Source organism: Nocardia nepalensis (assembly GCF_048910785.1).
In the GTDB taxonomy this organism is placed as follows: Bacteria; Actinomycetota; Actinomycetes; order Mycobacteriales; family Mycobacteriaceae; genus Nocardia; species Nocardia nepalensis.
This window is the reverse complement of sequence record NZ_JBKBET010000038.1, coordinates 289991-311000: the sequence shown is the minus strand read 5'-3', so window position 1 is coordinate 311000 and position 21010 is coordinate 289991. Positions and strand designations below refer to the sequence as shown.

19 protein-coding genes are annotated in these 21010 nt (G+C 66.9%); 14 read left to right on the top strand and 5 right to left on the bottom strand.

All coding sequences use genetic code 11. From position 1 onward, the window contains the following. Positions 1–20: 20 nt before the first annotated feature. The 6 genes from thiO to ACHQ4I_RS35960 all read left to right on the top strand — a co-directional run bounded on the left by thiO (position 21) and on the right by ACHQ4I_RS35960 (position 5235). Positions 21–1115 carry a glycine oxidase ThiO gene (thiO, locus tag ACHQ4I_RS35985; protein ID WP_420776363.1) on the top strand — a complete coding sequence of 365 codons (1095 nt, stop codon included), beginning with the start codon at positions 21–23 and terminating at the stop codon, positions 1113–1115. Further along, positions 1112–1330 carry a sulfur carrier protein ThiS gene (thiS, locus tag ACHQ4I_RS35980; protein WP_330250870.1) on the top strand — a complete coding sequence of 73 codons (219 nt, stop codon included), beginning with the start codon at positions 1112–1114 and terminating at the stop codon, positions 1328–1330. The genes thiO and thiS overlap by 4 nt, the downstream gene beginning before the upstream one ends. Positions 1331–1334: 4 nt before the next feature. After that, positions 1335–2096 carry a thiazole synthase gene (gene thiG / locus ACHQ4I_RS35975; protein WP_420776623.1) on the top strand — a complete coding sequence of 254 codons (762 nt, stop codon included), beginning with the start codon at positions 1335–1337 and terminating at the stop codon, positions 2094–2096. A gap of 140 nt (positions 2097–2236) precedes the next feature. Next, positions 2237–3184 carry an ABC transporter ATP-binding protein gene (locus ACHQ4I_RS35970; RefSeq protein ID WP_420776362.1) on the top strand — a complete coding sequence of 316 codons (948 nt, stop codon included), beginning with the start codon at positions 2237–2239 and terminating at the stop codon, positions 3182–3184. After that, positions 3184–3942, top strand: coding sequence for an ABC transporter permease (locus ACHQ4I_RS35965; protein ID WP_420776361.1), 759 nt, complete (start codon positions 3184–3186; stop codon positions 3940–3942). The genes ACHQ4I_RS35970 and ACHQ4I_RS35965 overlap by 1 nt, the downstream gene beginning before the upstream one ends. 501 nt (positions 3943–4443) lie before the next feature. Then, complete coding sequence (locus ACHQ4I_RS35960; RefSeq protein WP_420776622.1) at positions 4444–5235, top strand: adenylate/guanylate cyclase domain-containing protein; 792 nt, start codon at positions 4444–4446, stop codon at positions 5233–5235. Between the two features lie 108 nt (positions 5236–5343). Here ACHQ4I_RS35960 and ACHQ4I_RS35955 read toward each other — a convergent pair whose 3' ends face one another. Beyond that, a complete protein-coding gene (locus ACHQ4I_RS35955) occupies positions 5344–5487 on the bottom strand; it encodes a hypothetical protein (RefSeq protein WP_420776360.1) in 144 nt (47 codons plus the stop codon). Positions 5488–5669: 182 nt separating this feature from the next. On the opposite strand from ACHQ4I_RS35955, the gene ACHQ4I_RS35950 reads away from it, so the two are divergent. The 7 genes from ACHQ4I_RS35950 (at position 5670) to ACHQ4I_RS35920 (ending at position 14924) form a co-directional block, all read left to right on the top strand. After that, a complete protein-coding gene (locus ACHQ4I_RS35950; RefSeq protein ID WP_420776359.1) occupies positions 5670–7382 on the top strand; it encodes an acyclic terpene utilization AtuA family protein in 1713 nt (570 codons plus the stop codon). Beyond that, entirely contained in the window at positions 7379–8527 is a 1149-nt protein-coding gene (locus ACHQ4I_RS35945) for an acyl-CoA dehydrogenase family protein (protein WP_420776358.1), read from the top strand. The genes ACHQ4I_RS35950 and ACHQ4I_RS35945 overlap by 4 nt, the downstream gene beginning before the upstream one ends. Next, on the top strand, positions 8524–10122 hold the full coding sequence (locus ACHQ4I_RS35940) for an acyl-CoA carboxylase subunit beta (RefSeq protein WP_420776357.1): 1599 nt from the start codon (positions 8524–8526) through the stop codon (positions 10120–10122). The genes ACHQ4I_RS35945 and ACHQ4I_RS35940 overlap by 4 nt, the downstream gene beginning before the upstream one ends. Positions 10123–10225: 103 nt before the next feature. Further along, complete coding sequence (locus ACHQ4I_RS35935; protein ID WP_420776356.1) at positions 10226–12304, top strand: ATP-binding protein; 2079 nt, start codon at positions 10226–10228, stop codon at positions 12302–12304. Then, positions 12305–13465: an acyl-CoA dehydrogenase family protein gene (locus tag ACHQ4I_RS35930; protein WP_420776355.1), complete on the top strand. Its 1161-nt coding sequence runs from the start codon at positions 12305–12307 to the stop codon at positions 13463–13465. It abuts the gene before it with no gap. A gap of 63 nt (positions 13466–13528) precedes the next feature. Beyond that, positions 13529–14311, top strand: coding sequence for an enoyl-CoA hydratase family protein (locus tag ACHQ4I_RS35925; protein WP_420776354.1), 783 nt, complete (start codon positions 13529–13531; stop codon positions 14309–14311). A 4-nt stretch (positions 14312–14315) separates the two neighbouring features. Continuing rightward, positions 14316–14924 (top strand): TetR/AcrR family transcriptional regulator, encoded by a 609-nt coding sequence (locus tag ACHQ4I_RS35920; RefSeq protein ID WP_420776353.1) that lies wholly within the window; start codon positions 14316–14318, stop codon positions 14922–14924. A gap of 116 nt (positions 14925–15040) precedes the next feature. On the opposite strand, the gene ACHQ4I_RS35915 is transcribed toward ACHQ4I_RS35920, so the two are convergent. Both ACHQ4I_RS35915 and ACHQ4I_RS35910 read right to left on the bottom strand, forming a co-directional pair. Then, positions 15041–16072 (bottom strand): hypothetical protein, encoded by a 1032-nt coding sequence (locus tag ACHQ4I_RS35915; RefSeq protein ID WP_420776352.1) that lies wholly within the window; start codon positions 16070–16072, stop codon positions 15041–15043. A 40-nt stretch (positions 16073–16112) separates the two neighbouring features. Next, positions 16113–16508: a hypothetical protein gene (locus ACHQ4I_RS35910; RefSeq protein ID WP_420776351.1), complete on the bottom strand. Its 396-nt coding sequence runs from the start codon at positions 16506–16508 to the stop codon at positions 16113–16115. 248 nt (positions 16509–16756) lie between these two features. On the opposite strand from ACHQ4I_RS35910, the gene ACHQ4I_RS35905 reads away from it, so the two are divergent. Then, the gene (locus ACHQ4I_RS35905) at positions 16757–17539 is read left to right on the top strand and encodes an SDR family oxidoreductase (RefSeq protein WP_420776350.1); all 783 of its coding nucleotides are present in this window, start codon (positions 16757–16759) and stop codon (positions 17537–17539) included. A 92-nt stretch (positions 17540–17631) separates the two neighbouring features. On the opposite strand, the gene ACHQ4I_RS35900 is transcribed toward ACHQ4I_RS35905, so the two are convergent. Together ACHQ4I_RS35900 and ACHQ4I_RS35895 are read right to left on the bottom strand one after the other, a co-directional pair. Further along, positions 17632–19683, bottom strand: coding sequence for a glycosyltransferase family 39 protein (locus ACHQ4I_RS35900; protein WP_420776349.1), 2052 nt, complete (start codon positions 19681–19683; stop codon positions 17632–17634). After that, a complete protein-coding gene (locus ACHQ4I_RS35895; RefSeq protein ID WP_420776348.1) occupies positions 19680–20993 on the bottom strand; it encodes a bifunctional glycosyltransferase family 2/GtrA family protein in 1314 nt (437 codons plus the stop codon). The genes ACHQ4I_RS35900 and ACHQ4I_RS35895 overlap by 4 nt, the downstream gene beginning before the upstream one ends. Between the last annotated feature and the right edge of the window lie 17 nt (positions 20994–21010).

Sequence of the window (21010 nt, the reverse complement as noted above, 5' to 3'; positions counted from 1 at the left end):
TAGTGAGGCAGGTGGAAGTAATGCGGACTCTGGCCGTCGTCGGTGGCGGCGCCATCGGACTCGCCGCCGCCTGGCGCGCGGCCGAGGCGGGTTGGGCGGTCACCGTATTCGATCCCGCCGTCGGATCCGGCGCATCCTGGGTTGCCGGGGGAATGCTCGCACCGCTGTCCGAAGGCTGGCCGGGGGAGGACCTGGTCCTCGAATTCGGCGCCGCCTCGCTGGCCCGCTGGCCCGAATTCGCCGCGCGTCTCGAATCCGCGACCGGCGTATCGGTATTCGTGGCCGACGAAACGTTGACCGTCGCGCTGGACGGCGCCGATGCCGCCGACCTGCGCACGGTGGCCGAGTGGGTCGGTGCCCACGGCCATGAACTCGAAGTGCTCGACCGGGCCGGTGTCCGCGCGCTCGAGCCCACGCTCGCACGCACCGTGCGTGCCGGTCTGCGCGCCGCCGCCGAACCCGCCATCGATAACCGCCGACTGCTCGCCGCGCTCCAAAAGGCTTGCGGGACAGCGGGAGTCGAAATGCGCGCCGAAACGGTCGATTCGCTGGACGCGCTGGCGCACGATCAGATCGTGCTCGCCGCGGGCGCGACCTCGTCGCGGCTGTGGCCGGAGCTTCCGGTCCGCCCGGTGAAGGGCGAGATCCTGCGCCTGCGCCATCGGCCGGGCGCGACACCGCCACCTCGGCGCGTCATCCGCGCGCGGGTACACGGCAGGCAGGTCTACCTGGTACCGCGCCCGGACGGAATCGTCGTCGGCGCAACACAATACGAGGCGGGCTACGACACGACGGTGACCGTCGCCGGAGTCCGCGACCTGATCGCCGACGCCGAGGCGGTGCTGCCCGGTATCGGCGAATACGAATTGGCCGAGGCCAGTGCCGGATCCCGGCCGGGCACCCCCGACAACCTGCCGTTGATCGGGCGACTCACCGACCGGATCGTGGCCGCCACCGGCCACGGCCGCAACGGCATGCTCGCCGTCGCGCTCACCGTCGACGCGGTGCTGAGCCTGCTCGGCGGCGCGCCCCTCGCGGACGCGAAGGCCGCCGACCCTCATCGTTTTTCGACGGCGCACCCGCCGTCACTGGTCACATCAGGAGGAGTTCGATGACCTCGATCTCGGTCCCCATCGGTGTCACCGTGAACGGGCAGGACCACGAGTTCGCCCAATCGCTCACGGTGCGTGAACTTCTCGATCGCCTGGGGCTACCGTCCAAGGGGGTCGCGCTCGCGGTGGACGGCGCGGTCTTCCCGAAGTCCCGCTGGGACGAACCGGTCGGCCGCGGCTGGGAGATCGAAGTGCTGACGGCGGTTCAGGGTGGCTGACGCACTGGAGCACGCTGGCGCACTGGAGATCGCGGGCAAGAAGTTCGGCTCCCGCCTCATCATGGGCACCGGCGGCGCGGAAAACCTGGCTGTGTTGGAGGAGGCGCTGGTCGCCTCGGGCACCGAACTCACCACCGTCGCCATGCGCCGCGTCGACGCCGTCGGCGGTACCGGCGTCCTCGACCTGCTCAAACGCCTGGAAATCATGCCGCTGCCCAATACCGCGGGCTGTCGCACGGCCGCCGAGGCCGTGCTCACCGCACAACTGGCGGCCGAGGCGCTCGACACCAACTGGGTCAAGCTCGAGGTGATCGCCGACGAGCGCACCCTGCTCCCGGATCCGATCGAATTGCTCACCGCCGCCGAACAATTGGTCGACGCCGGATTCGTCGTACTGCCCTACACCACCGACGACCCGATCCTGGCCCGCCGACTGGAGGACGCGGGCTGCGCCGCCGTCATGCCGCTGGGCGCGCCGATCGGCACCGGACTCGGCATCGGCAATCCGCACAATATCGAGATGATCGTCGCCGCCGCTGGCGTCCCGGTCATCCTCGACGCGGGCATCGGCACCGCCAGCGACGCCACCCTGGCCATGGAACTCGGCTGCTCGGCCGTCCTGCTCGCCACCGCCGTCACCCGAGCCAGGCACCCCGCCCTGATGGCCGCCGCCATGCGTGACGCGGTGCACGCCGGTCACCTGGCCCGCCAGGCCGGTCGCATTCCCAAGCGCTTCTGGGCGCAGGCGTCCTCTCCGGCGCGCTGAGGTTGTTAACGGGGAACACCCGTCAGGGTGATCCCCCAATACCACCTGGGGCGGTGGGAGGCTTCCTCATCCCTGAGGATGATCGAATTCGGCACCATTTAATGACGCGCGTTTGCGCGCGATGAGGAAAGCTGGTCACCATGATCGAGCTGAGGGGCCTGACCAAACATTTCGGGCAGACCGTCGCGGTTCAAGATCTGTCCTTCACCGTTCGACCCGGACAGGTGACGGGCTTTCTTGGGCCGAACGGGGCCGGTAAATCCACCACCATGCGGATGATCCTCGGCCTGGACAAGCCCACCGCGGGCACCGCGTTGATCCAGGGCAAGCCGTATCACGAGCTCGACCATCCGCTGCGTGCCGTCGGCGCGCTGCTGGACGCCAAATGGGTGCATCCGAACCGGTCGGCCCGCGCGCACCTGCAGTGGATGGCCGCCTCCAACGGCATCGCCATGTCGCGCGTGGACGAGGTGCTGCGGCTGGTCGGCCTGTCCGAGGTGGCGGGCAAGAACGCGGGCGGCTACTCCCTCGGCATGTCGCAGCGGCTCGGCCTGGCCGGCGCGCTGCTCGGCGATCCGCCGGTGCTGCTGTTCGACGAGCCGGTGAACGGCCTGGACCCGGAGGGCATCCTCTGGATCCGCCGGTTCATGCAGCGGCTCGCGGCGGAGGGGCGGACGGTGCTGGTATCCAGTCATCTGCTCTCCGAAATGGCCCAGACCGCAGAGCATTTGGTCGTGATCGGACGCGGTCAGCTGATCTCCGATTCGACCACACACGAATTCATCGAGCGCGCCTCGGAACAGTCGGTGCGCGTGCGCAGTCCGCAGCTCGAGCAGTTGCGCAGCCTGCTCACCTCCAATGGTCTGACCGTGCGCGAAGACGGCGCGATGGACCAGGACGGCGCCGCACTGGTCGTCGCCGGGGTGACCAGCGATACGGTCGGCAAGCTCGCGGGCGCGAACGACATCACCCTGTTCGAACTGGCGCCGCAGCGGGCCTCGCTGGAGGAGGCCTTCATGCGGATGACCGGCGGCGCGGTGCAGTACCACGGCGAAGGCTTCGACCAGGTGATGGGAGGTGCGCTCTGATGGGCGTGCTGGCGGCGGAACGAATCAAGCTCACCTCGACCAGGTCGCCCTGGTGGTGCTCGGCCATCGTGGTGGCGCTCGGCCTCGGCCTGGCCGCGCTGTTCGCGGCGGTGGCCCGCTCTTCATCGGGCAAGGAGAATGCGTTCGACCTGACCACCGCCGCGGCGGTCGGCGGGATCAGCGGATTCGGCGTGATGGTCCTGATGATCATGGCCACCTTGACCGTGACCAGCGAATACCGCTTCGGCATCATCAAGACCACGTTCCAGGCGACGCCGCATCGCGCGAAGGTGATCGCGACCAAGGCGGGTCTGGTCGGGGTGTACGGCGCGGTGCTCACCATGGTGCTCGCCTTCGCCGCATTCGCGATCGCCAAGGCGGTCAGTGGCGATGCGGGCACCAATTTGACGCTCTCCGGCGGTGCCGCCTGGCGCGAGATCTACGGCATCCCGATCTACGCGTTGCTCAGTGTGATCCTCGCGGTCGGCATCGGTGTGCTGGTCCGGCAATCGGCCGCGGCGATTTCGCTGATCGTGTTGTGGCCCTTGCTGATCGAGCCGCTGCTCGGCGCCTTCGGCAGCTTCGGCCGCAATGTGCAGCCGTTCCTGCCCTTCGCGAATGCGACCCACTTCTACCGTGCCGACGAAACGATGGCGAACTGGCACTGGGGGCCGTGGGGCGGCCTGGTCTACTACGCCGCCTTCGTCGCGATCGTGTTCGGCGCCGCGCTGTTCGTGGTCAACCAGCGCGACGCCTGATAGGAGCTACCCGAGTTGCCCTCCCTCGCCACTCGGGTGATGGGCGCCGACCTTGTCGGGAGGTCCGAGCGCCCGTGCACCATCCGCCACTGCCCGGCGGACGGTGCGCCATCGGCCCGGTGTGCGAATCCCCTTCCACACCGGGTCGATGCGCGTTTTCGGGACAATCCGGGCGTCGTGTGAACATCCCGGAAACTGTGGTCCTGGTCGCTTCCATCCGGAATCAACGCTCGCTACGCTCGGGGTCAGCAACCAGTGAGTTATCCATCTGCGGACCCGCTGAAGTGCCCGCTAAGTCCGATCGAGGGGTGCCAGGTGGCGACAATAAGTAACCCGCCGACGGTTGGTCGGCTGAGATACGCTCGGGGCGTGACCGAAACACCTTCCGGCGGTGCTGAGCCCGCGTCGGAGCCGGAGGACAATGGCGGCGTTGCGCCCGAGGTGTCCATACCCTTGGTGCCCGTCGACGAGGACGGTGCGTCGCGTCGTCCCGGTTCGGGAATGCGTCGCGGGCAGCTCTCCGCAATGATGAACGCCGCCAATCAGCGGCCGGACCTCATCGGTGTCCTGCGCAAGGCGCGTGAGCAGCTGCCGGGTGACCCGTCTTTCGGTGACCCGCTGTCGGTTTCGGGTCCCGGCGGCGCCCGCGCGGTGGCCCGCGCCGCGGATAAGTTGGTCGGCGATACGCCGAGCGCGGCCCGGGAAATCGGGTTCGGCGCACTGCAGGTCTGGCAGGCCATGCTGGAGCGGGTCGGCCGCGGTCGAGGTAGCGAAGAAATAACTGTGATGTTCACCGATCTGGTGGCGTTCTCCAGTTGGTCGCTCTCGGCTGGCGATGAGGCGACCCTCGAACTGTTGCGGGTGGTTGCCAAGGCAATCGAGCCGCCGATCGCCGATCGGGGCGGTCAGGTGGTCAAGCGCATGGGCGACGGCGTGATGGCCGTATTCACCTCGGCCGATCGCGCGTTGCGCGCCGCGGTGCAGGCCAAGCGCAATCTGGCCGAGGTCAATGTGCGCGGCTACCGCCCGCAGATGCGGATCGGTCTGCACACCGGTTCGCCGCGGGAGATCGGCGGCGACTGGCTCGGGGTGGACGTGACGATCGCCGCGCGGGTGATGGAGGCCGGGGGCAATGGCAACACCATGCTGTCGCAGGCGACATTGCAGTCGGTGGCGCCGGAGACGCTGGAGGAACTCGGATTCTCGGTCAAGCCGTATCGACGCAGCTTCTTCGCCGCACCGTTGAGCGGGGTGCCGGAGGATCTGCGAATTTTCCGGTTATCGGCGAACTGACGCTTCGGCCACTCGGCTGTATTCGATGGCCATGCCTTCGCGCGGACGCGAGACGGGCCGAGAGCGTCGCTCGTAAGACTCGCTCCGTGGTGGTGAGTGGGTTGTCGGCTACATCAACCAGGCGACCGCGCCGGCGGCGGCTAGGGCGCCGAGCACCGCGAGGGCGATGGCGAGTGGCCGGACGCTCTTCCAGGTGGAGTAGGCGCCACCCAGGAGGAATCCGGCCAGCGCGAAAAGGATGACGGAGGCCACCTGGTCATTCTGCCCGGTCCTCCGGGCGGCCCTTCCTCGGCCACATGGTTTGTGCAATTAACAAGCACGCGTGCTTGCTTTTTTCTGGATCGAGTGTGATGCTGGACCCGGAACGCGGACTCCACCGGCGGCGCAACGCGGCGCGCCGGGACGGTTCGCCGCACAGGAGGGCCTTCCAGCTGATGAGTATGCTGGCCGCCGATCCGGAGCTGATCCGAATCGGCAACTGTTCCGGGTTCTACGGCGATCGGCTCAGTGCCATGCGCGAGATGCTCGATGGCGGGCAGCTCGACGTGCTGACCGGGGACTATCTCGCCGAGCTGACCATGCTGATCCTCGGCCGCGACCGGATGAAGGATCCGAGCCTGGGTTACGCCAAGACCTTCGTCCGTCAGATCGAGGACTGCCTCGGACTGGCGCTGGAACGCAATGTGCAGATCGTCACCAATGCCGGTGGGCTCAATCCGGCCGGTCTGGCCGTGAAGCTGCGCAAGGTCGCGGCGGATCTCGGACTCGATGCCAAGGTCGCGCACGTCGAGGGCGACGACTTGCTCAGCCGGGCAGGCGAACTCGGCCTCGGGTCGCCGCTGACCGCCAATGCCTATCTCGGCGCCTGGGGCATTGTCGAATGTTTGAATGCGGGCGCGGATATCGTGGTCACCGGTCGGGTCACCGACGCCTCGGTGATCGTCGGCCCCGCCGCCGCCCATTTCGGTTGGGGGCGAACCGATTACGACCAGCTCGCCGGTGCGGTGGTGGCCGGACACGTGATCGAGTGCAGCACCCAGGCCACCGGCGGCAACTTCGCGTTCTTCACCGAACTGGCCGATCTGGGCCGCCCTGGCTTCCCGATCGCCGAAGTGCGCAGGGACGGCAGCAGTGTCATCACCAAACACCAGGGCACGGGCGGTGCGGTGACGGTGGATACCGTTGCGGCGCAGTTGATGTACGAGATCCAGGGCGCGCGCTACGCGGGGCCGGACGTCACCACTCGGCTGGACAGCATCGAGCTGAGCCAGGACGGTCCCGATCGCGTGCTGATCAGCGGTGTGACCGGTGAAGCCCCGCCGCCGCAGCTCAAGGTCTCGCTCAATACCCTCGGCGGTTTCCGCAACGAGATGGAGTTCGTTCTCACCGGGCTCGATATCGAGGCGAAAGCCGCACTGGCGCAACGACAGCTGGAGTCCTGGCTGCCGGTGCGGCCCGCGGAGCTGACGTGGACACTTGCGCGACTGGACCGGCCGGATGCCGAAACCGAAGAGCAGGCAAGCGCTTTGCTGCGGTGTGTGGTTCGCGATCCGGATCCGAACAAGGTCGGTCGCTCCTTCTCCAATGTCGCGGTAGAGCTGGCATTGGCCAGCTATCCGGGCACCAGTTTCACCAGTCTGCCCGGCAACGGGTCGCCGTACGGTGTGTACACACCGGGCTTCGTCGACGCCACCGAGGTGCCGCACGCGGCCGTGCTGCCGCAGGGCACCCGTGTCGATATCGCGCCCGCGTCGGACACCAACGAATTGGCCGAGGTCGCGGAGCCCGCGCTGCCGGAACCCTTGCCCGCCAGCGAAACTCGCCGCGCGCCGCTCGGTACGATCGCGCTGGCGCGCAGCGGCGACAAGGGTGGCAATGCCAATATCGGCGTGTGGGTGCGCACCGATGAACAGTGGCGCTGGCTGGCGCATACGCTCACGGTCGAGCGGATCAAGCAGTTGCTGCCCGAAGCCGCGCCGCTGACCGTCTCCCGGCACGTGCTGCCGAATCTGCGTGCCGTGAATTTCATTATCGAAGGTCTGCTCGGACAGGGCGTGGCCTATCAGGCCCGCTTCGATCCGCAGGCCAAGGGGCTCGGCGAATGGCTGCGCTCGCGTCATATCGATATCCCATTGGAGTTGCTATGAGTCCGTGGAATACCCCTGAGCGCCGCGAATTGCGCGCCACCGTACGAGGTTTCGCCGAGCGGGAAGTCCTCCCGTACCTCGATGCCTGGGAGCGCGACGGCGAGATCCCGCGCGAATTGCACAAGAAGGCCGGAGCGCTCGGTCTGCTCGGCATCCAATTCCCGGAGTCCGCGGGCGGATCCGGTGGCGACGGCATCGACGCCATGATCGTCTGCGAGGAAATGCACCAGGCCGGTTGTTCCGGTGGCCTGTTCGCATCGCTGTTCACCTGCGGTATCGCGGTGCCGCACATCATCGCCTCGGGCAATGCGGACCTGATCGAACGTTTCGCGCGTCCGACGCTGGCCGGGGAGAAGATCGGCTCGCTCGCCATTACCGAACCGGGTGGTGGCTCCGACGTTGGCCATCTCACCACCACCGCGCGCCGCGACGGTGACCACTACATCGTCAATGGCGCGAAGACCTACATCACCTCGGGCGTGCGCGCGGACTACGTGGTGACCGCGGTGCGCACGGGCGGCCCCGGCTCGGGCGGGATTTCGCTGCTGGTGGTGGAGAAGGGCACGCCGGGATTCACCGTCAGCCGCAAGCTCGACAAAATGGGCTGGCGCGCCTCCGATACCGCGGAACTGTCCTATGTGGATGTCCGGGTACCGGTCGAAAATCTGGTCGGCCCGGAGAATTCCGGCTTCTATCAGATCGCCGGTGCGTTCGTCAGCGAGCGTGTCGGCCTCGCGGTGCAGGCGTATTCGCAAGCACAGCGCTGCCTGGACCTGACCCTCGAATGGGTGCGTAACCGAGAGACCTTCGGCCGCCCGCTGATCAGCAGGCAGGCCGTGCAGAATACGGTGACCGAAATGGCCCGCCGCATCGACGTGGCCCGCGTCTACACCCGAGATGTGGTGCAGCGCAGCGCCGATGGCGAAACCGATCTGATCGCCGAGGTGTGCTTCGCCAAGAACACCGCTGTCGAGGCGGCCGAATGGGTTGCCAATCAGGCCGTGCAGCTGTTCGGCGGCCTCGGCTATATGCGTGAATCCGAGGTCGAGCGACAGTACCGCGATATCCGCATTCTCGGAATCGGCGGGGGCACCACGGAAATCCTGACCGGACTGGCGGCTAAACGATTGGGGTACCAGTCTTGACGACACTACGCACCACACTCGATACCGCATCGCCGGAATACGCGGCCGCGGCCGAGGCCATGACCGCCAAACTCACCGAGGTCGAGGCCGAATTCGCCAAGGCCATCGCGGGTGGCGGCCCGGATAAGCTGGCCCGGCATCGCAAGCGCGGCAAGTTGACCGCGCGCGAGCGCATCGAACTGCTCATCGATGAGGATTCGCCGTTCCTGGAATTGTGCCCACTTGCCGCGTGGGGCAGTGACTTTCATGTCGGTGCGAGCGTGGTATGCGGCATCGGCATTGTCGAGGGCGTCGAATGCATGATCGTCGCACCGGATCCGACCGTGCGCGGCGGCACCTCGAATCCCTGGACGCTGCGCAAGAACCTGCGCATGAACGACATCGTCATGCAGAACCGACTGCCGGTGATCGGCCTGGTCGAATCCGGCGGCGCGGATCTGCCGACGCAGAAGGAAGTCTTCGTGCCGGGCGGGCAGATGTTCCGGGATCTGACCCGGGCTTCGGCGGCCGGAATCCCCACCATCGCCTTGGTTTTCGGCAATTCCACCGCCGGTGGCGCGTACGTACCCGGCATGTCCGATTACACGGTAATGATCAAGGAGCGCTCCAAGGTATTCCTCGGCGGACCGCCGCTGGTCAAAATGGCCACCGGTGAGGAATCCGATGACGAATCGCTCGGCGGCGCGGATATGCACGCGCGCGTCTCGGGTCTGGCCGACTATCTGGCGGTCGACGAACAGGACGCGATCCGCATCGGCCGCTCCATTGTCAAGCGGCTGAACTGGAAGAAGCAGGGTCCGGCTCCGCGCGCGGAGGTGATCGAGCCGCGATACGACCAGGAAGAACTGCTCGGCATCGTCCCATCCGATCTGAAGATCCCATTCGACCCGCGCGAAGTGATCGCCCGCATCGTCGACGGCTCCGATTTCGACGAATTCAAACCGCTCTACGGCAGCAGCCTGGTCACCGGATGGGCGGAACTGCACGGCTATCCGGTCGGCATCCTCGCCAATGCGCGCGGCGTGCTGTTCTCGGAGGAGTCGCAGAAGGCGACCCAGTTCATCCAGCTGGCCAACCAGTCGAATACGCCATTGCTGTTCCTGCACAACACCACCGGCTACATGGTCGGCAAGGAGTTCGAGCAGAAGGGCATCATCAAGCACGGCGCGATGATGATCAATGCGGTCTCGAATTCGAAGGTGCCGCATATTTCGCTGCTGATGGGCGCGTCCTACGGTGCCGGGCACTACGGCATGTGTGGTCGTGCCTACGACCCGCGGTTCGTCTTCGCCTGGCCCAGTGCGAAATCCGCCGTCATGGGCGGTGCGCAGTTGGCCGGTGTCATCTCGATCGTCGGCCGGGCGGCCGCTGAGGCCAAGGGCATTCCGTTCAACGAGGAGGCCGATGCCGGGATGCGCGCGATGGTAGAGGCGCAGATCGAGGCCGAATCGCTGCCGATGTTCATGTCCGGACGGCTGTACGACGACGGCGTGATCGATCCCCGCGATACCCGCACGGTGTTGGGAATGGCGTTGTCCGCCATCCACAATGCCCCAGTCAAGGGCGCCGAGGGCTTCGGCGTCTTCCGGATGTGAGGGCCGAAAATTGACAGCATCGCGTAGCGATTCCGTGAGGGGTGGCGGTCGGGCGACGGGTGGGCCAGCATCGCGTAGCGATTCGGTGAGGGGTGGCGGTCGGGTGACGGGTGGGCCGGTTACGAATGTCTTGGTCGCCAACCGCGGTGAGATCGCCCGTCGGGTATTCGCCACTTGCCGTCGCATGGGCATCGGCACGGTCGCGGTCTACTCCGACGCCGATGCCGCCGCACCGCACGTCGCGGAAGCCGATGCGGCGGTGCGCCTTCCGGGAAACACCCCTGCGGAGACCTACCTGCGCGGCGAACTGATCATCGAGGCGGCACTGGCCACCGGTGCCGATGCCATCCATCCCGGTTACGGATTCCTCTCCGAGAACGCCGAATTCGCACAATCCGTGCTCGAGGCCGGACTGGTGTGGATCGGCCCGCCGGTGGAAGCCATCGAGCAGATGGGCTCGAAGGTCGCCTCGAAGAAGATGATGGACGCCGCCGGTGTCCCGGTGCTCGCCGAACTCGATCCGGCCGAGGTCACCGCGGCGCACCTGCCGGTGCTGATCAAGGCCTCCGCCGGCGGTGGCGGTCGCGGCATGCGCGTGGTGCGCGACCTCGCCGAACTCGAATCCCAGATCACCGCCGCACGACGGGAAGCCGAATCCGCGTTCGGCGATCCGACGGTGTTCTGCGAGCGGTACCTGGAGACCGGCAGGCATATCGAGGTCCAGGTCATGGCCGATACGCACGGCACCATCTGGGCGGTCGGCGAGCGCGAGTGCTCGATCCAGCGTCGTCATCAGAAGGTGATCGAGGAGGCGCCATCGCCGCTGGTCGAGCGGATCGACGCCATGCGCACGTCAGGACCGGAGGCGGCAGCGGAGCGTAACACCGCGGGGCCCGCGGGCATGGCCGATGGAAAGAGCATGCGCGAGCGGCTGTTCGAGGCGGCCAGGCTGGCGGCGGGCGCGATCGGCTACACCGGTGCCGGAACCGTGGAATTCCTCGCCGACGAGGCGGGCGAATTCTTCTTCCTGGAGATGAACACCCGGCTGCAGGTGGAACATCCGGTCACCGAATGCACCACCGGACTGGATCTGGTTCGGTTGCAGCTGGAGGTGGCGGCGGGCGGCGAATTGCCTGCTGTGCCGCCGTCGCTGCGTGGGCATTCGATCGAGGTCCGGCTGTATGCCGAGGATCCGGCGCACGAGTGGCAGCCGCAGAGCGGGACGGTGCACCGGTTCGATATCCCCTCGGTGGTAGCCGAATTCGATGTACTCGATCGGCCCGGCGTGCGACTGGATACCGGTGTGGTGGACGGCTCGGTTGTCGGCGTGCACTACGACCCGATGCTGGCGAAGGTCGTCTCCTATGCCGAGACGCGTGGCGAGGCGGCACGGTTGCTGTCAACGGCGTTGCAGCGGGCGAAGATTCACGGCCTGGTCACGAATCGCGATCTGCTGGTTCGAGTGCTGCGCCACCCCGCATTCCTCGCCGGAGATACCGATACTGCGTTCTTCGACACCCATGGCCTGGATTCGTTGTCCGCGCCTCTGGCCTCGGAGGCCGATGAGGCATTGTCGATCGTCGCCGCCGCACTCGCGGACGCCGCGGCGAATCGGAAGGCGGCCAGGGTCGGCGGGGGACTGCCCGCTGGCTGGCGGAACCTGCCGTCGCAGTCGCTGCACAAGTCGTACGAAAGCCGCACCAGCGGAATACATGACATCGGCTACCGGTTCACCCGCGACGGTGTCACGGTAGACGGTCACGACGGCCTCGAACTGGTGCAGGCGGGGCCGGAACGCGTGATCCTCGCGATTGCGAGCGAACGCGGGCTGGTACGCAGGCAATTCGACATCGCCCGCTACGGCGATCTGGTCTGCGTGGATTCGCCGCTCGGGCCGGTCTCGGTGCGCAGGCTGCCGCGCTTCAGCGACCCGGCCGATCAGGTGGCGCACGGTTCGCTGCTCGCGCCCATGCCGGGCAGCGTGATTCGCATCGGCGCCGAGGTCGGCAGCACAGTCGAACAGGGCCAGCCGATTCTGTGGCTGGAGGCGATGAAGATGGAGCACACCATCTCCGCGCCCGCCGCGGGCGTGCTCAGCGCCCTCAATGTCACTGTCGGCCAACAGGTCGATGTCGGCGCCGTGCTCGCCGTCGTCGATCCCACCGAAACCCAGGAGAACTAAGTGAGTTTCATCGAAACCGAAGAGCAGAAGGCGCTACGGGCCGCGGTGGCCGCGCTCGCCGCGAAATACAGCTACCGCGATTATGTGCTGCCGAAGGCGCGCAAGAACGAACCGCTCACCGAATTGTGGGACGAGGCGGGCAAACTCGGCTTCCTCGGCGTCAACCTGCCCGAGGAGTACGGTGGCGGTGGCGCGGGCATGTACGAGCTGTCGCTGGTGATGGAGGAGCTGTCGGCACAGGGCGCCGGCCTGCTGTTGATGGTCGTCTCCCCGGCCATCTGCGGCACCATCATCACCAAATACGGCACCGACGAGCAGAAGCGGCAGTGGTTGCCCAAGCTCGCCGACGGCACCGGCAAGATGGTCTTCGGCATTACCGAACCGGACGCCGGATCCAATTCGCATCAGATCACCACCACCGCGCGCCGCGACGGCGAGGACTGGATCCTCAACGGCCGCAAGATCTTCATTTCCGGCGTGGACCAGGCCGAGGCGGTGCTGATCGTATCGCGCACCGAGGATCACAAGACCGGCAAGCTCAAGCCCGCGCTGTTCATCGTGCCGACCGATGCCCCAGGGTTCGTCAAGACGCCGCAGGAAATGGACATCATCGAGCCCGATCACCAGTTCACGCTGTTCCTCGATGACGTGCGGCTGCCATCGGATGCGCTGGTCGGCAAGGAAGATGCCGCGCTGATGCAACTGTTCGCCGGTCTCAACCCGGAGCGGATCATGGGTGCGGCCATGGCCGTCGGTCTCGGCCGGTATGCCATTGACCGTGCCGTCGAATACGCCAAGGAACGCACCGTGTGGAAGACGCCGATCGGTGCGCACCAAGGTATTTCGCATCCGCTCGCGGCGGTGAAGGTCGAGGTCGAACTGGCCAAGCTGATGATGCAGAAGGCCGCGACCCTCTATGACGCGGGCGATGAGATGGGGGCCGCCGAAGCCGCGAATATGGCGAAATACGCTGCGGCGGAGGCCAGTATCAAGGCGCTCGATCAGGCCATCCAGACCCACGGCGGCGCCGGCCTCACCAAGGAGTACGGCCTCGCGGCCATGCTCGCCGCATCACGCATCGGTCGCATCGCCCCGGTCAGCCGCGAGATGGTGCTGAATTTCGTCGCCCAGTACTCGCTGGGCCTGCCGAAGTCCTACTGACGTCCCGCCCTCGTCGTCCCGCGGGCGACGAGGGCGGGGCCGGATGCCACTACAGGAGGCTCGATGACCGAAACGTCCACCGCACCGTATGTGCGGTACGAGGTCGCGCACGGCTTCGCGACGCTCACGCTCGACTCACCACATAACCGCAATGCGCTCTCCTCGCGATTGGTGACCGAGCTGCTGCAAGGCCTCGATGATGCGGCGGCCGACCCCGCCGTGCGCGGTATCGTCCTCGCGCATACCGGCAACACGTTCTGCGCGGGCGCGGACCTCAGTGAGGCCAGCAATGCCGATCCGGCGGTGGCCGCCGATGAGCGCACCCGCGTGATGATCGGGGTGCTGCGCAGACTCGTCGAAACTCCGAAGCCGATCATTGCCCGGATCGACGGCAATGTGCGTGCGGGCGGCATGGGCATCGTGGCGGCGTGCGACATCGTGGTGGCCGGTCCCGGCAGTAGTTTCGCCCTCACCGAGGTGCGAATCGGGTTGGCGCCGTTCATGATTTCGCTAACCCTGCTGCCGCGGCTGAGCCCGCGCGCGGCCAGCCGGTACTACCTGACCGGCGAGAAGTTCGGTGCGGACGTCGCCGAGCAGATCGGTCTGGTCACGGTTACCGCCGACGATCCGGCGGCGGAGGTGGCCCGGCTGTGCGCGGAGCTGCGCAAAGGGTCTCCGCAGGGCCTCGCCGAGGCCAAGCGGCTGGTCAACGCGGCCATCCTGGCCGAGTTCGACAGCTCCGCCGAGGAGCTGGCCACCCGCTCGGCGAGCTTCTTCGGCACCCCCGAGGTGCTCGAGGGCATGACGGCCTTCTTGCAGCGCCGTCCACCGAGCTGGGCAGAATAGCGCCATGGTGACACCCCACGAACCCAAGCAGGACCGCAGCCGAGCCACCCGGCAGCGCCTGCTCGAGGCGACCATCGACTGCCTGGCCGAAATGGGCTGGGCGGCGGCGACGGTCTCGGTCGTCGCGGAACGGGCCGGGGTGTCGCGCGGTGCGGCCCAGCATCACTTCCCGACCAGGGAAGACCTGATCACCGCCGCACTCGAGTACATGTTCTACACCCGCGACCAGCAGGCCAGGCACGAGGTGGTGGCCGCTATGGACAATGGGGTCGACCGCACCGAGGCGGTGGTGGCCGGATTGGTCGAGTCCTACACCAGCCCGCTGTTCAAGGCCGCACTGCAGGTGTGGACGCATGCGGCCGCAGACCCGGCGCTGCGCGAGCGAATCGTCCCCCTGGAAGCCAAATTCGGTCGCATGTCACACCGCCGCGCGGTGCAGGCACTCGGCGTCGACGACTCCGACCCGGTGGCCCACCACCTCGTCCAGGCCACCCTCGACCTAGCCCGCGGCCTCGGCCTGGCCGACGTGCTGACCGACGACTCCGCCCGCCGCAAACAGATCGTCGCGCAGTGGGCCGCAACGCTGCACACCGCATTGAACGCCCCACGCTGATCCGCCGATCCGGACGCCCGCTCCCCGGCGCCGGCCACTGTCGAACGCCGCTGCCGACGACTACCCGATAGCAGTCCAGGCCGACATCGAGCTGATTCCAACGTGACCCACAACGGCTAGTCCTCGGTCGGGCCCTTGTCCGGTGATACGTGCCGGAACCAGGTGGCGGACTCGTCGGGAGTCAGGACCCGCTCGAACGTGAGGTCGCCGACCATATTCGGGAAGAAGCGTCCCGCTGGCCAATTGCGCTGGTACGGGGGCGGGTCCAGGACCAGGAGGCGGGTGCCGTCGACGACCGGGATATCCGAGGGGGTGCCCTCGTTCCAGATCCAAGTTCCGTCCGGGGCGGCCAGATTGAACGATCCGGTGGTGAGGGTCATGCCGGGCATATCGCGGCACATGGCGACCGCCTCCGCTGTGGGTGCTTCACCGGGAATATGGCCGCCGCCGATGAGGGCATCGGCGAGCAGGGTGTGTAGCTGGAAGTTGTCGCCGATGCCGGTCATTCGCATCGCGTAGCCGGTGCCGGTCTCGCGGTGCAGCACGATGAGCGGTTCGTCGTCCAGCACGATCAGGGCGTAGCCGAGGCATTTGTCCCAGCGGTCGGAGATCTCGCCCAGTGCGTCGTGGCGCTCGCGGATGATGTCGCGACCCGCCTGTCCGAACTTCTGGCGGACCGACTTGTGCTGCAGCATGGCCAGACCCGCTCGGTTCCAGAGGTCCAGTGTCCACCACGCCAGCGTCGCGTCGAATCCGACGACCTCGAACAGTTCCGGGTCCAGCTCGACCTGTTCCGGGTCGGGTGCGTCGCCGATGTCGGCCGCCGCCCATATCTCGGCGAATACCTTTGCGCTGTCGAGTGCTTTCGCGAGGTTCCCGAGCACGCGGGGTGCGCATGCCACGGGATCCGCGCCACCCTCGACGCACGCGCCGATGAGGACCGCGATATTCGCTCGCGGTCCGGTCGGCACATCGGTCAGCACGTCGGCGAGCCGCTTGCCGCCCTGCGCAAGTTCTTCCGGCGTCGCCGATTCGTAAAGGCGATGCAGTTCCCTGTGAGCTTGTTGCTGCTCCTGCGGGTCCTGCGCGCGCACTGCGCGCTCGAAATCGACGACGGCGTCGATGAATCGATCGGTGGTCGAACTCATCCCCGCACGCTAACAGCTTGCCACTAAAGGGAATTCGCTGTCAGCAGAGCCCCGCCTGCTGCAGATGACCCTCGTCCACCGCGTAGGAGGTGGAGCCGATGAGGACGCCGAGGATGCCGCCGATGATCAGTCCCGGGATCGAGCCGACGATGAAGATGGGCAGGCCGGCGATGCCGCCGATGGTGGCGCCGAGCAGGCCGCCGACCAGTGTCCTGACCTCGATGGTGTCGCCGGGCGGCATGGGGCATCCGCCGATGAGGGTGGCCTGCGGGGTCGGTTCGGCTGCCGCGGCGATCGGTGCGGTCGCGGTCACCGGAGCGGCCGGCTCGGGCGATTCGACCGGCGAAGCCGATGCGGTCGACGCGAATCCGACGGTGAGTGCGATCGCGGCCAGCGCGCCGATGACGGTTAGGGCGAATCTCGAAATACTTGTCACAGTTGTCCTGGTAGCTCGGAGTTGACGCATGACCTGATGGCGGCCGTGGCCCCGAACGGAGTCGTCACGCGCTGGACCATCATTCCCGGAGTTCGCGGCGTGCGAAAGGGTTTCGCATGAATGCCGCATTAAGAGGATTTCGCGGAAGCGGGTAAAGAGAGCTCGAGGAGAAGGCATGTCACACTCGTCCACCCTGCGTCGTCCTCCCTGTGAACGCGGAACACCGCAGCGAATGAGGAGTAGCAATCATGTCGAACACCAAGAAGATCGCAGTTGCTGGAGCGACCGGACGGCTGGGCCGCCACGTGGTGGAGGTGCTCAACGAGCAGGGACACGAGGTGGTCGCGTTCTCCCGCGCCAACGGTGTCGATATCGAGACCGGTGCGGGACTGGTGGAAGCGCTCGAAGGGGTGCAGGTTGTCATCGACGCGTCCAGCACGCCGTCCGCGGATAAGGACATCGCCACCGAATTCTTCACCGCTTCGGCGAAGAACCTGCACGCGGCGGGGCAGAAGGCCGGTGTCGAGCGCCTGGTCGTGGTCTCCATCATCGGCATCGACAACACCGTCGCCGGTTACAACGCCGCCAAGCTCGTCCACGAGAAGGTGCTGCTCGAAGGTCCACTGCCGGTGCAGATCCTGCGTGCCGCCCAGTTCCATGAACTGGTCGAGGTGATGATGCAGTGGGGCACCCAGGGCGAGGTGTCCTACGTCGCGAATATGAAAACCCAACTGGTTGCGGCGCGTTCGGTCGCGGAGGCACTGGTGGATCTCGCGGTGCACCCGCTGCCGGAGTCCTCGGCTGGTCCGTTCCCGGAAATCGCCGGTCCACGTGCGGAGACCATGGCGGGCGCGGCGGCGCTGCTGGCCGCTCGCCGCGGCACTCCGGCCGAGGTACGCGAAGTGAGCGACCCGGACAACGCCGACCGCGAGATCTTCGAGGACGGTACCCTGCTCGCCAGCCCGCACGCGGTCCTCGCAGGCCCGACCTTCGCGGAGTGGGTCGACGCGACCGAACCCGCGGTGAAGTAGCCCGAGCTTCGGCGACTCCGATGTGGTGTCCGAGCCGCCGAAACCGATTCGCCCGGTGCGTGTGCACCGGGCGAATCGCGTTCCGCAGTGGATCAGTGGGCGGTGGTCAGGTCGTAGAGGGTGACGCCGTCGACTTCCGTCGCGGTGTAATGCTCCTGGACCCACTTGCTGATCTCGGTGCCGGTGCCGGTGCCGGAGCGACCGGGACCGAAACCACCGTCTTCGCCGCCGCGGTTGCCGCTGCCGATGAAGTAGTGGATCTTCCCGTCGGCGACGAATTCTTTGAACTGATCCAGCGTCGGCGATGGATCGCTGCCATTGAAGCCGCCGACCGGCATGACGGGCAATTGGGTGGCCAGCTGGAATCCGGCGGCGCTATTGGAGCCGATGGCGGCGGCTACCCAGGTGTAGTCGGTGCCATTGTTTTCCAGCAGTGCGACGACCTTATCGCTCGGTTTGCTCGCGCCGAGCAGTCCACCGGCGGGGCCGCCCATCATCGGACCGTCTTGGCCCGCAGGGGCATTGGCGCCGCCGGGCATGCCGCCGGGCGGTATACCCATCGCGCCGTTCATGCCCCGCGCGCCATTCGAATTGCGTCCATTGCCATTTCGTCCATCGGGCATGCCACCGGGCGCACCGAAGTCACCGGGTCGGTGGCCGAACATCATCCCGACATTCGGTCCCGCCGACGGGATCGCGCCCTCGTGCGAGGTCGCGATGGTTTGGGCGGAATACGCGACGGGTCCGGACAATCCGGTAAAGGCGGCGGCCAGCGCCGCGACCAGAGCCAGCTTGCGTGGTGCGGGCAACAGCACCGCGATGGTCGCCAGCACGCCGACCACGAGCACCGCCCAGCGCAACCACGGCACGAAATTCGTACTGCGCGACAACAACATCCACGAGGTCGCCGTCGTCAGGCCGATCGCGAGCGCCCCGAACAACCGGACCCACAGCCGATGCCGCTCCCGCCACAGCTGGACCGCGCCGATGCCGACCAATGCCGCCACCGCCGGGGTCAGCGCCACCGTGTAGTACTGGTGGAAGATGCCCGCCATGAAGCTGAAGGTCAGTCCGGTCACCAGCAGCCAGCCGCCCCACAGGATCAGCGACGCGCGCTGACCATCCGGCCGAGCAGCCCTGCCGCGCAACAGGATTCCCGCGACCAGCGCGACCAGCGCGGCCGGGATCAGCCAGGCGATCTGACCGCCCTGTGCGGGTTCGAACAGCCGGGTGATCCCGGTACTGCCCCACATGCCACCGCCGCGGGGCGGCATATCGCCCCCGCCGGGGGTGACGCTGCCGTGCTCATTGCCGTTCAACCGGCCGAGCCCGTTGTATCCGAAGGTGAGTTCGAGGATCGAATTATGTTGCGACCCACCGATCCACGGCCGCGACGAGGCTGGCCACAGCTCGACCGCGAGCAGCCACCATCCGGCCGCGACCAGCATGGCCGCACCCGCGGCGAGCAATTGCAGGATGCGCTTGCCGAGCTTGGGCGGACCGGCGACGAGATAGGTCAGCGCCAGCGCGGGCACCACCAGCAGCACCTGCAATTGTTTGGTGAGGAAGCCGAATCCGATGAAGACACCGGTCAGGACCAACCACCGGGTGCGCCCGTCGTCGATCGCCCTCGTCATCGCCCAGGCCGCCGCGACCATCAGGAATACCAGCAGCGCGTCCGGGTTGTTGAACCGGAACATCAGCGCCGCGACGGGAGTCACCGCGAGCACGAGTCCGGCAATGAGCCCGGCCGCCGGGCCGAAGGGCCTGCGCACCGTTGCCCACACCAGCGCCACCGAGGCGACGGCGAGCAGCACCTCCGGTACCAGGACGCTCCAGGAGTTCAGCCCGAACACCCGTACCGACAGCTCCATCAGCCAGAGCGAGGCCGGTGGTTTATCGACGGTGATCGAGTTGGCCGCATCCGAGGAGCCGAAGAAGAATGCCTTCCATGACTTCGAACCCGCCTGTACCGCAGCGGAATAGAAGGCATTCGCATAGCCGTTGGCGCTGAGGTTGCACAGGTAGGTGATGCCGGTGCCGATCAGGAGTGCGGCCAATGCCGGGTATTCCCAGCGGATCCGCTGCTTCGGTTGTGGTTCGGGCAAGGTCGCCGGGGCCGGTGGCGTCAGCGTCGCGGTCACCGGCGAACCTCACCGGCGCCGCTGGTCGCTTTCGCAGCGCGAAGCATGGGCTGGGTGGCCGCATCCGGCGCCGTCGGTCGGGTATCGACCGCGCCGGTCGGGTTTCGGAATACCCAACGCAGACCGACGAATCGGATGAGAGTCGCTATCAGGTTGGCCACCACCAGGACGAACAGTTCTAGGTGCACGGCCGCATCCGGGGCCCAGCGATGCAGGGCGAACAACGATCCGCTGGTGACCAGCAATCCGAAGCCGAATATCAGAAGCCCTTGGAATTGGTGCGACACAACGCCGTTCGACCCACGCACCCCGAAGGTGAAGGCGCGGTTGGCAGCGGTATTGCCGATCGCGGTGGTAAGCAGCGCAACGAAGTTCGCGACCTGCGCACCTGTCATCGGCTGCAACACCAGGTAGAGCAGCATATAGGCGAGTGTGGAAATGACACCTACGATCGCGAACCGCACCACTTGCCCGACCATCCCCAATGGCACACCGGGAACCAGTGGCTCACGCCCGACCGCGCGGCGCAGTTCCTCCAATGGCAGCGCACCGGTGGTCAGCCCGCGCAGCAATCGCCATACACCGAGCAGATCCTTGCGCGCCGTATCGACAATGTCCACCCGGCTGTCCGGATCATCGATCCAGTCGACCGGCACCTCGTGGATGCGCAGCCCCGCCCGCTCGGCGAGCACCAGAAGCTCGGTGTCGAAGAACCATTCACCGTCCTGCACCAGCGGCAGCAGCTGTCGCGCGACATCGGTGCGCATCGCCTTGAATCCGCACTGGGCATCCGAAAACCGTGCCTGCAGTGAGGCTTTCAGGATCAGGTTGTAGCACCGCGAGATGAACTCCCGCTTGGGTCCGCGCACCACCCGCGACGACGCGTCGAGCCGAGTGCCGATCGCCAGATCCGAATGTCCCGAGATCAGCGGAGCTACCAGGGGCAGTAGCGCGTTCAGATCCGTGGACAGGTCCACATCCATGTAGGCGACGACCTGTGCGTCGGAGTGCTCCCACACCGCGCGCAGTGCGCGCCCCCGGCCCTTCGCGTCCAGATGCACGACCCGCACATCGTCGAGCTCATCGGCGAGCAACCGCGCGACCTGCATGGTGTCATCGGTGCTCGCATTATCGGCAATGGTTATTCGAGCCGGGAACGGAAACCCGTCGCGCAGGTAGGCGTGCAGCCGCCGCACGCAGATACCGAGGTCGGCCTCTTCGTTGTAGACGGGGATCACGACATCCAGCACGGGCGTGATCACCTTTTCGGTCAGATCCGCCCGGTGCGCGGCGGTCGTCGATTCGGTCATGGTGACCACCCTCGCCA